The 11289-nt window shown below is 74.7% G+C and carries 4 protein-coding genes; 2 read left to right on the top strand and 2 right to left on the bottom strand.

Annotation, left to right across the window (positions count from 1 at the left end; all coding sequences use genetic code 11):
- Window positions 1-899, top strand: an 899-nt coding sequence (locus tag AOK00_RS21415) for a TauD/TfdA family dioxygenase (RefSeq protein ID WP_055601911.1), incomplete at its 5' end; no start/stop codon positions are given.
- A gap of 84 nt (window positions 900-983) precedes the next feature.
- Here the strand turns inward: AOK00_RS21415 and AOK00_RS21410 are convergent.
- Both AOK00_RS21410 and AOK00_RS21405 read right to left on the bottom strand, forming a co-directional pair.
- Window positions 984-2198: a hypothetical protein gene (locus AOK00_RS21410; RefSeq protein ID WP_159041816.1), complete on the bottom strand. Its 1215-nt coding sequence runs from the start codon at window positions 2196-2198 to the stop codon at window positions 984-986.
- On the bottom strand, window positions 2188-3177 hold the full coding sequence (locus AOK00_RS21405) for a polyprenyl synthetase family protein (protein WP_254047444.1): 990 nt from the start codon (window positions 3175-3177) through the stop codon (window positions 2188-2190). Before AOK00_RS21405 ends, AOK00_RS21410 begins: the two co-directional genes overlap by 11 nt.
- Before the next feature lie 304 nt (window positions 3178-3481).
- On the opposite strand from AOK00_RS21405, the gene AOK00_RS21400 reads away from it, so the two are divergent.
- Window positions 3482-11289 (top strand): amino acid adenylation domain-containing protein (locus AOK00_RS21400; RefSeq protein ID WP_159041815.1); only part of this gene is annotated, 7808 nt, incomplete at its 3' end.

Raw genomic sequence — 11289 nt, 5'->3', positions numbered from 1 at the left:
TGCGCCCCGCCGACGTCGGCGCCGACGCCACCCCGCAGGGTCTGGAGGAGTACCTGCGGGCCACCGACGTCGGCCGGCTCCTGGCGGAGGAACGCGCCGTCTACTTCCGTGGCTTCGGGATCACCGCCGACAGCTACGACGGCGCCGCCGACCTGATGCTGGCGAACCGGCTCGCGTACGTCCACGGCAACTCGCCGCGCACCAAGGTCGGCCGCAACCTCTACACCTCCACCGAGTACCCGGCCGAGTTCGAGATCTCCATGCACAACGAGATGTCGTACGCGCACACCTGGCCCTCGCGGATCCTGTTCTTCTGCGACGTGGCGGCGGCCACCGGCGGTGCGACCCCGCTCGTCGACGGCCGGCTCTGGCTGGAGTCCATCGACCCGGAGATCCGAGCGGCCTTCGCCCCCGGCGTCCGCTACACCCAGAACCTCCACGACGGCATGGGCTTCGGCAAGAGCTGGCAGGCCACCTTCGAGACCGAGGACCGGTCCGAGGTCGAGGCGTTCCTCGACAACGCCGAGGCCGAGTGGAGCTGGCAGCCCGACGGCACCCTCCGCGTCACCCAGCTCCGCCGCGCGACGCTGGAGCACCCGGTCACCGGCACGGAGGTCTGGTTCAACCAGGCCGACCAGTGGCACATCGCCGGACTCGGCGACGACGCCGCCGCGCTCGCCGAACTCATCCCCGAGGACGAGCTCCCGCAGAACGCGTTCTTCGCCGACGGCAGCCCCATCCCGGCCGACTACATCACCCACGTCCAGGAGATCGGCATGAAGACCGCCGTGGACGTCGCCTGGGAGGTCGGCGACCTGCTGCTCGTCGACAACGTCGCGGTCGCGCACGGCCGCCGCGCGTTCACCGGGCAGCGCCGGATCCTGGTCGCCATGGCCTGATCCGCGCCCCGCTCCCGTACACGCCTCGAAGGGCCGGCCCGCTCGGGCCGGCCCTTCGAGGCGTTCACGGTGCGGCGGGAACCGTCAGGACGCCCACCGGTCGAGGGCGGCCAGGAAGGCCGGCACGTCGTCCGTGATCCGGCCGGTCGCCGCGAACCGCCGCGACGGCAGCTCGTCGACGACGCCCCGCAGTGTCTCCTCCGTCTCCCGGACGACCGGTGCGAAGTCGAGCCGCAGCAGCTTCGCCACCGCGCCCAGCGTGCTGCGCGGGCCCGCGCCCAGGACCTGTCCGGCGCGGCCCCCGGAGGAGACCGGGGCGTCGCCGCCCCGGTCCACGAAGACCACCAGGTCCACCGGCAGCGGCCGGGCCGGGGCGGGCCCGGCCCCGGGGCGCACCGGGAACAGGTACTCCCGCCCCCGGTGGTCCGCCGGCAGTTCCGAGGCGTGCCCCTCGACCGGTGTCCCGGTGACCCGCTCGATCAGAGCCCGGTCGTCCGGATGCGCCCGGCACTCCCACGCGCCGCTCAGGAACAGCGGGACGACGGCCCGGTCCCCGGTCACGAACACCAGATCCTCCGCGACCACCCGCCAGCCGTGGGCGAAGGCCGCCAGACCGAGGGTGGACTTGCCCGACCCGGACGCCCCGGCGAGCAGCACGGTGAACCCGTCGTCGCGGGTGACGGCCACGCCGTGGATCAGCGCCATCCCGCCGCTCAGCATCAGCGGGGCGATCAGCGCCATCCGCGTCAGCTTGCGCCGGAACGCCTCGTGGCTCGCGGACACCTCCACGAGGGCGCCGGGCGCGCCGCCGGGGAGGGGAGTGTCGTCGGCGCGCGGCGCCCCGTCGGCGCCGTGGGCAGGGTCGGGCGACGCCGTCAGCAGTCCGGCCGTGCCCGAGGCCTCCCGGGCCGGCCAGTGGATCCGCCGGACGTGCCCGCTCTCGCTGTACGCGGCCCAGGGCCCGCCCGGCGCCGGTGGCGGCTCACCGGGCGGAGGGCGGTACGCGTCCACCGCCCGCACCCGCAGCCGGACCGCCCCCGGGCCGGGGAGCGGCCCGGCGCCGCGGGCCAGCGCCTCCGTGAAGACGTCGAGGCCCTCGACCGGGTCGACCGCGTCCCAGAACGACCCCACCGCGCCCGGCGGCACGGCGAACTCCCAGTCCGCCACCACCCGTTCGGAGACCAACCGCCCGGCAGCGGCCGGGCGCGGACGGCCGGGTGCGGCCGGGCTCGCGGCGGACGCACCCGGGGCGGTACGGCCCGGCGCCGCCGGGCCGGGGGCGCTCAGGTCACTTGTCACGGTAGGCGGCCTGCCTCGCCATCGTGTGGAGCTCGGCGGCCCAGTCCGGGTCCAGCACCCCGCGCACCGCGGCCCGCGCGGTCTCGATGCGCTCCGCGATCACCGCCTCCACCCGGTCGCGCACCCCGGTCCGGATGAGCACCTCGTGCAGCCGCTCGGGGTCGGCCCCGGTGAGGTCGTCGCCGACCAGCTCCCGTACCTCGGCCTCGTGGCGCAGCGCGATCGACATCAGCAACGTCATCTTGTGCTGCTTGAAGTCGAGCTGGGCGGGCTTGCCGATCACGTCGGAGCTGCCGAACGCGTCCAGCAGATCGTCCCGGAGCTGGAACGCCTCGCCGAGCGCGAGACCGTACCGCTCGAACGCGGGCTGCAGCTCCTGCGCGCCGGCCAGCTCCGCGCCCATGGCAAGCGGCCGGTAGACCGTGTAGCGGCCCGACTTGAACAGTGCTATCCAGCTCGACAGTTCGGGGTCCGGCACGAACCGGGCGGCGGCCCGTACGTCCAGGAACTGGCCGATCATCAGCTCCGTGCACAGCTCGCCCCAGATCCGCCGGGCGTGCGGCGGACAGTCGACGAGCAGCCGCTCCGCGTACACCAGCGCGAGATCGCCGGCGAGGACGGCGACGCTCTCGCCGTACCTGCGGGGCTCGCCGCGCCAGTCCCGCTCCGTGTGCAGCGTGGAGTGCAGGACGTGCGCGGTGGGCTCGTTGCGTCGCAGCCCCGAGTCGTCCATGACGTCGTCGTGCAGCAGCGCGAAGGTGTGCAGCAGCTCCAGGGCGGCCGCCACGTCGACGACGACCTGCGCCTCCGGGTCGCCGCCGCCGGCGAGATAGCCGGCGACGCAGAAAGCGGGGCGCAGGCGCTTGCCCCCGCTGCCCACCATGCGGCTCACGCAGTCGATCAGTTCGGCCGAATCCGGGTTGAGCGCCGCCCAGGAACGGCGCTCCTCGGCGAGGAATTCGTGAATACGTCGCTCCACCCGCGCCAAGACGCGGTCGCGTGTTTCGCGGGCGGCGACACCAGTGAATTCTTGACTCACCGGGAAGGTAGTGGACATGCGGATCTCCTGATACCGGGTAGACCTCAACATGCTCTTTCTCGCACACCCAGGAGCCCGCGAAAAGAGGCAGCTTGGCGTATAGGCGCTGTCCAGAGGGGTCGGCGTGCGACGGACTACCGTCCTGCGCAGTGTGCAGACGCTGTCTGCGGAGAAATCACTGACCTGTTCTTGCGGTGTGCCGGGAATTACCTGTCGCACACCTGTAGGTGGATGGCGAGGAATCATGGACCAGTCTCAGTCTTTTGCCGACGGCGAGCAGCAGCTTCCGCTGACCGGGGCTCAGGCAGGGGTGTGGTTCGCGCAGGCCGTCGAACCCGACAGCCCGATCTTCCGCGCCGCGGAGTACCTGGAGATCCACGGCGCCCTGGACACCGCGGTCTTCGAGCGGGCGCTGCGGCGGATGACCGCCGAGGCGGACGCCCTGCACATCCGGTTCGTCGACACCGAGGACGGCCCCCGCCAGGTGATCGGCGCCGAGCCCTCCTGGACCCTGCGGACCGTCGACGTCTCCGGCGAGGCCGACCCCCGGCGCGCCGCCGAGGAGTGGATGGGCCGCGACCTGCGCCGCCGCATCGACCTGACCGGCTCGCCGCTGTTCACGTACGCGCTGTTCAAGGCCGCCGAGGACCGCTGGTTCTGGTACCACGCCTACCACCACATCCTGCTCGACGGCGTCGGCGCCGCCCTCCTGGTCCGCCGCGTCGCCGACGTCTACACCGCGCTCGCCGCCGGCGCCGACCCCGGCCCCACGCCCTTCGGCTCGGTCCGCACCCTCCTCGCCGAGGACGCCGCGTACCGCGCCTCCGGGGACCTCGCCGACGACCGGGAGTTCTGGCACGGCCGGTACGCGGACCAGCCCGAGCCGGTCGCCCTCTCCACCCGCCCGCTGAAGCCGTCCGCCGACTTCGTCCGGCGCAGCGCGCACCTGCCCGAGGACGTCCGGCAGGACCTGGTCCGCGCGGCGGAGCGGGCCGGCACCGCCCGCTCCCGCGTCGTCATCGCCGCCACCGTCGCCTACATGCACCGCATGACCGGCCTCACCGACATCGTGCTCGGCCTGCCGGTCACCGCCCGCCCGGGCCCCGAGTCCCGCACCGCGCCCGGCATGGCGGCCAACGTGGTCCCGCTGCGGGTCGCCGTCGACGACGCCACGACCGTCGGCGAACTCCTGGAGCGCACCCGGGTCGCGCTGCGCGGCCTCGTCGCCCACCAGCGCTACCGCGGCGAGGAACTGCGCCGTGACCTGGGCCTGCCCAACGACCACCGCCGCTTCTTCGGTCCGCTGCTCAACGTCGTCCCCTTCGACTACGACCTGAGCTTCGCCGGACTGCGCGCCGACGCGCACAACATGTCGCTGCGGCTCATCGAGGACCTCGCCGTCTCCGTCTACGACCGGGGCAACGGCGGCGGCATCCGCGTCGACTTCGACGCCCACCCGGACCTGTACGCCCCCGCCGAGCTGGCCGCCCACCAGGACCGCTATCTGCGCTTCGTGGGCCGGATCGCCCGCGCGCTCGACGAGCCCGGAACACCGCTCGGCCGGATCGGGCTGCTCGGCGACGAGGAGCGGGACGCGGCCGTCGCCCGTCTCGCCCCCGCGCCCGTGCCCGCCGCCGAAGGCCCCACGCTCGCCGCCCTGTTCGAGCGCCAGGCCCTCGCCTCGCCCGACGCACCCGCCCTCGCGTTCGAGGACACCGTCCTCGACTACGCCGAGCTGAACCGGCGCGCCAACCGGCTCGCCCGGCTGCTCGTCGCCCGCGGCGTCGGACCCGAGGACCGGGTCGCCCTGCTGCTGCCGCGCTCCGCCGAGTTCGTCGTCGCGATCCTCGCCACGGTCAAGGCCGGAGCGGCGTACGTCCCCGTGGACCCGGGCTACCCCGAGGCCCGCATCGCGCACATCCTCGGCGACGCGGCCCCCGTCCGCGTCCTCGTCGACGCCTCCACCGCCGCCGTCGCCGAGGCCGCCGGACGCACCACGCTCGCCCTCGACGACCCCGAAGTAGTCTCCGAGCTGAAGTCGCTGTCCGGCGCCGACCTCGCGGACGCCGACCGCACCGCCCCGCTGACCGCCGCGCACGCCGCGTACGTCATCTACACCTCCGGCTCCACCGGCCGCCCCAAGGGCGTCGTGGTCACCCACGCCGGCCTACCGGGCCTCGCCGACACCTTCGTCCGGCGGCTGGACGTCCGCCCGGGCAGCAGGGTCCTCCAGTTCGCCTCCATGGGCTTCGACGCGATGGTGCCCGAGCTGTGCATGGGCCTGCTCGCCGGCGCGACCTTCGTCCTCGCCCCCGCCGAGCGGCTGCTGCCCGGCGACCCGCTGGCCGCCTTCGCCCGCGAGGCCGGGATCACCCACGCGATCCTGCCGCCGTCGTCGCTGGCCGTCATGGACCCCGCCACCGACCTGCCCCCGGGCATGACCATCCTCATCGCCGGCGAGGCCGCCGGTGAGGAACTGGTCTCCCGCTGGGCGCCCGGCCGGCTCTTCGTCAACGGCTACGGCCCCACCGAGACCACCGTCTGCGCCACCATGAGCGAGGCCCTCGACGGCTCCCGCACACCCCCCATCGGCGACCCCATCGCCGAGACCCGGGTGTACGTCCTCGACAGCGCCCTGCTGCCCGTGCCGCCCGGCGTCACCGGTGAGCTGTACGTCGCCGGCCCGAGCCTCGCCCGCGGCTACCTCGGCCGCTCCGCGCTCACCGCCGAGCGGTTCGTCGCCCACCCCTTCGGGCTGCCCGGTGAACGCATGTACCGCACCGGCGACCTCGTACGCCAACTCCTCGACGGATCTCTGGAGTTCGTCGGACGCGCCGACGAGCAGGTCAAGATCCGCGGCTACCGCGTCGAGCCCGGCGAGGCCGAGGCCGCGCTGCTGCGCCTGCCCACCGTGGCCCAGGCCGCCGTGACCGTACGCCGGTCCGCCGACGGAACCCCCGCCCTCGCCGGGTACGTCGTCCCCACGACCCGGGGCGCCGGACTCGACCCGGCCGCCGTCCGCGACGCCCTCGCCGAGGTCCTGCCCGGCTACCTCGTCCCCGCGACCGTCACCGTCGTCGACGCCATCCCCGTCACCCCCAACGGCAAGGTCGACCACAAGGCCCTGCCCGAGCCGGGCCCCGCCGCGGCCGGTGCGGGCCGGGAGCCGCGCACCCCGCTCGAACACGCCCTCGCCGCCCTGTTCGCCGACGCCCTCGGCCGCGACGCCGTCCTCGCCGACGACGACTTCTTCGCGCTGGGCGGCCACTCCCTCATGGCCGCCCGGCTCGCCCGCCGGATCTCCGCCGAACTCGGCCGGGACTGCGGTGTCGAGGCCCTCTTCGCCGCGCCCACCGTCCGCCGGCTGGCCGGCCGCCTCGAAGGCGCGACCGCCGAGCGCCCCGCTCTCATCCCCGTGCCCCGCGACGGCGACCTCGCCCTCTCCTACGCCCAGCAGCGGCTGTGGTTCCTCGACCAGCTCGAAGGGCCCAGCGCCGCGTACAACATCCCGCTCGTGCTCACCCTCGACGGCACGCTCGACCGGCCCGCGCTCGCCGCCGCGCTCGGCGACCTCACCGACCGCCACGAGATCCTGCGCACCGTCTACCGCGAGACCGACGGCGTCGCCGCCCAGCACATCCTGCCCCCCGGCGGCGCACCCGCGCTCACCGTCCGCGCGGCGAGCGACGACACCCTGGACGCCGAGCTGTCCGCCGCCGTCGCCCACCGCTTCGAGCTCGCCGGAGAACCCCCGCTGCGGGCCACCCTGTTCTCCCTCGCCCCCGACCGGCACGTCCTGCTGCTCCTGCTCCACCACATAGCCGCCGACGCGGGCTCCCTCGCCCCGCTGCTCGGCGACCTCACCGACGCCTACACGGCCCGCCGCGCCGGACACGCCCCCGCACAGGCCCCGCTCGCCGTCCAGTACGCCGACTACGCCGCCTGGCAGCGGCGCGCCCTCGGCGACGAGAGCGACCCCGACAGCGCCGCCGCCCGCCAGATCGCCTTCTGGAAGCGGCAGCTCGACGGCCTGCCCGACCACCTCGACCTGCCCGCCGACCACCCCCGCGGCGCCGGCTCGGCAGCCCCCGCGGACCTGGTCGCACTCGACCTCGACGCGGCCGCCCACCGCCGCCTCGCCGAGCTCGCCCGTGCCACCGGCGCCAGCACCTTCATGGTCGTCCAGGCCCTCGTCGCCACCCTGCTGACCCGGCACGGCGCCGGAACCGACATCGCCCTCGGCACGCCCGTCACCGGTCGCCCCGAGGACTGCCTGGACGCCCTCGTCGGCTTCTTCACCAACACCCTCGTGCTGCGCACCGACACCTCCGGCGACCCCACCTTCGCCGAACTCCTCGCCCGCGTCCGCACGAGCAACCTCGACGCCTACGCCCACCAGGAACTTCCCTTCGAGCGGCTGGTCGAGGTGCTCAACCCGGCCCGCTCCACCTCCCACCACCCGCTGTTCCAGGTCATGATCTCCATGGACAGCTCGGAGCGGTCACTGCCCGCCACCGACGGGCTCGCGCTCGGCCTGGTCGACGTGCCCACCGGCGCCGCCAAGTTCGACCTGTCCTTCAACATCCGCGAGCACCGCGCACCCGGCGGCGACGAGGCCGGTCTGCTCGTCGCCCTGGAGTTCCGCACCGACCTCTTCGACCGCACCACCGCCGAAGCGTTCCTGGCCCGCTTCGCCCGCCTCGCCGAAGCCGCCACGGCGGCCCCCGGCACCCGCATCGGCAGCGCCCCGCTCCTCTCGGACGAGGAGGTCCACCGGCTCCTCGTCGCGTGGAACGACACCGCCGCGCCGGAGACCATGACCGACGCCGTCGCCCGCGTCCGCGCCGTCGCCGCCGAACACCCCGAGGCCGTCGCCGTCACCGACGACCACGGCGACGTCACGTACGCCGAACTCATGGACCGCGTCGACCGGCTCGCCGCCCGGCTGCGCGCCCGCGGCGTCCGGCAGGACACCGTCGTCGCCGTCCTCGCCGACCGGGGCGCCGCCGCGGTCACCGCCTTCCTCGGCATCCAGGCCGCGTCCGCCGCCTACCTCCCGCTGGACACCCGTGCCCCGCACGAGCGGTCCGCCTCCCTGCTCGGCGACGCCTCCGCGGCCTGGCTGCTCACCGGGCCCGGCCACGAGGAGACCGCCGCCGCCGTCGTCGCCGCAACCGGCGCGAAGGCCCTGCCGGTCGACGACCCGGCCGACCCCGCCCCGGCAACCGACGCCACCGCACCGGCCGGCGACCAGCTCGCGTACGTCATCTTCACCTCCGGCTCGACCGGCCGCCCCAAGGGCGCGATGGTGCACCACCGGGGCATGAACAACCACCTGCTCGCCAAGGTCGACGACCTCGCCCTGACCGGCGCCGACACCGTCGTCCTGAACGCACCCCTCACCTTCGACGTCTCCGTCTGGCAGATGATCGCCCCGCTGCTCACCGGCGGCCGCGTCCTCGCCGTGAACCAGCTCCTCGCCGCCGACCCGCTGGGCCTGTTCCGGCTCGTCGGCCACGACGAGGTCACCGTCCTTGAGGTCGTCCCCTCGCTGCTGCGCGCCGCCCTGGACATCTGGGACGAGGGCGCCGAGGTCCCCGCCCTGCCCACCCTGCGCCATCTCGTCGTCACCGGCGAGGAACTTCCCGCCGACCTGTGCCGCCGCTGGTTCGCCCGCTTCCCCGGCATCCCCATGATGAACGCGTACGGGCCCACCGAGTGCTCCGACGACGTCACCCACGCCGTCATCACCCCCGACACCCTCGACGAGCGGCGGACCACCGCCCCCATCGGCCACGCCGTGCGCAACACCACCCTCTACGTCCTCAGCGACGAGAGGCAACTCGTCCCGCCCGGCACCCCCGGCGACCTGTACGTGGCCGGCGTCGGCGTCGGCCACGGCTACCTCGGCGACCCCGAACGCACCGCCGCCGCGTTCGTCCCCGACCCGTTCGCCGACGACGGCAGCCTCATGTACCGCACCGGTGACCTCGTCCGCCACCGCCCCGACGGGCAGCTGGAGTTCATCGGCCGACGCGACGCCCAGGTCAAGATCCGCGGCCAGCGCATCGAACTCGGCGAGGTCGAGGCCCATCTGCGGGCCCTGCCCGGCGTCACCGCCGCCGCCGCCGCGGCCGTCCCCGGTCCCGGCGGACACCGCCACCTCGTCGGCTACGTCGTCGGCGCCGACGACGTCCGCGGCCTGCGCGAGGCCCTCGCCGCCGCACTGCCCGAACACCTCGTCCCCGCCGTCCTCGTCGCCCTGCCCGCGATGCCGCTCACCCCGAACGGCAAGACCGACCGGAAGGCCCTGCCCGCCCCCGACTTCACCACCGTCGAACGCCGCGCCCCGCGCACCCCCCAGGAGGAGATCCTGTGCGGCGTCTTCGCCGACATGCTCGGCCTCGACCGGATCGGCGTCGACGACGACTTCTTCGCCCTCGGCGGCCACTCCCTCCTCGCCACCCGCCTCGTCGCCCGGATCCGCGCCGCCCTCGACGCGGACCTGGAGGTCGCCGCGCTCTTCGAGACGCCGACCGTCGCCGGCCTGGCCGCCCGGCTCGCCGACGCGGGACCCGCCCGCGGCGCCGTCACCCGCCGCGTACGCCCCGACAGGCTGCCGCTGTCGTACGCCCAGCGCGGCCTGTGGTTCCTCAACCGGATGGACCCGGCCGACGGCACCTACAACATCCCCCTGGTACTGCGGCTCTCCGGCCCGCTCGACCACGACGCCCTGCGCCGCGCCCTCGCCGACGTCGCCGGCCGGCACGAGAGCCTGCGCACCGTCTTCCCCGAGACCGACGGCGTCCCCCGCCAGCTCGTCCTCGACCCGGAGCAGGCCCGCCCCGTCCTCGACGTCGTCGAAGCCGCCGGACGCGACGCCGACGCCCTCGTCGCCGAAACGGTCGGCCGCGGCTTCGACATCACCCGCGAGGCCCCGCTGCGCGCCCGGCTCGTCGCCGTCGGCCCCGAGACGCACGTCCTCGTCGTCGTCGTCCACCACATCGCCGGTGACGGCTGGTCCACCGCGCCGCTCGCCCGCGACCTCAGCCTCGCCTACGCCGCCGCCCTCGAAGGCCGTGCCCCCGACTGGCCCCCGCTGCCCGTCCAGTACGCCGACCACACCCTGTGGCAGCGCGACCGCCTCGGCGAGGAGAGCGACCCGGACAGCGTCGTCTCCGCCCAGATCGCCTACTGGAAGGACGCCCTCGCGGGCCTCCCCGAGGAGCTCGCGCTCCCGACCGACCGCCCCCGGCCCGCGCTGCCCAGCCACCGCGGCGGCCTCGTGCCCTTCCACCTCGGCCCCGAGACCCACCGCGCGCTGCTGAGCCTCGCCCGCACCCACGGCGTCACCCCGTTCATGGTGCTGCACGCCGCGCTCGCCGCCCTCCTCACCCGCCTCGGCGCCGGCACCGACATCCCGATCGGCGGCTCGGTCGTCGGCCGGGGCGACGAGGCCCTCGACGACGTGGTCGGCTTCTTCGTCAACTCCCTGGTGCTGCGCACCGACACCTCCGGCGACCCCACCTTCGCCGAACTCCTGGAGCGCACCCGCACCGCCGACATCGCCGCCTTCGCCCACCAGGACCTGCCGTTCGAACGGCTCGTGGAGGCGCTCAACCCGCGCCGCTCGCTCAACCGCCACCCGCTGTTCCAGATCAAGCTCGTCCTGCAGAACCTCGACCGCCCCGAGGTCGACTTCCCCGGCCTGCGCGCCGACGTCGCCCGGATCGACCCCGACATGGCCAAGTTCGACCTGCTCCTCTCCGTCGCCGAACGGTACGACGAGCACGGCGAACCGCAGGGCGTCGAGGCCGCCGCCGGCTACTCCGCCGACCTCTTCGACCGGCCCACCGTCGAGGCGCTCGCCGGCCGGTTCGTCCGGCTCCTCGAATCCGCCCTGAGCGACCCGCACCGGCCGCTCGCCCGGCTCGCCGTCATGGACGGCAGCGAGCGGCACGACCTGCTCGTCACCCGCAACGCCACCGACCACGACACCCCCGACGCCACCCTCCCGCAGCTCTTCGAGGCCCAGGCCGCCCGCACCCCGGA

This window comes from Streptomyces aureus, from assembly GCF_001418135.1.
GTDB lineage: Bacteria > Actinomycetota > Actinomycetes > Streptomycetales > Streptomycetaceae > Streptomyces > Streptomyces aureus_A.
This window is presented reverse-complemented; position numbering and strand designations above follow the sequence as displayed.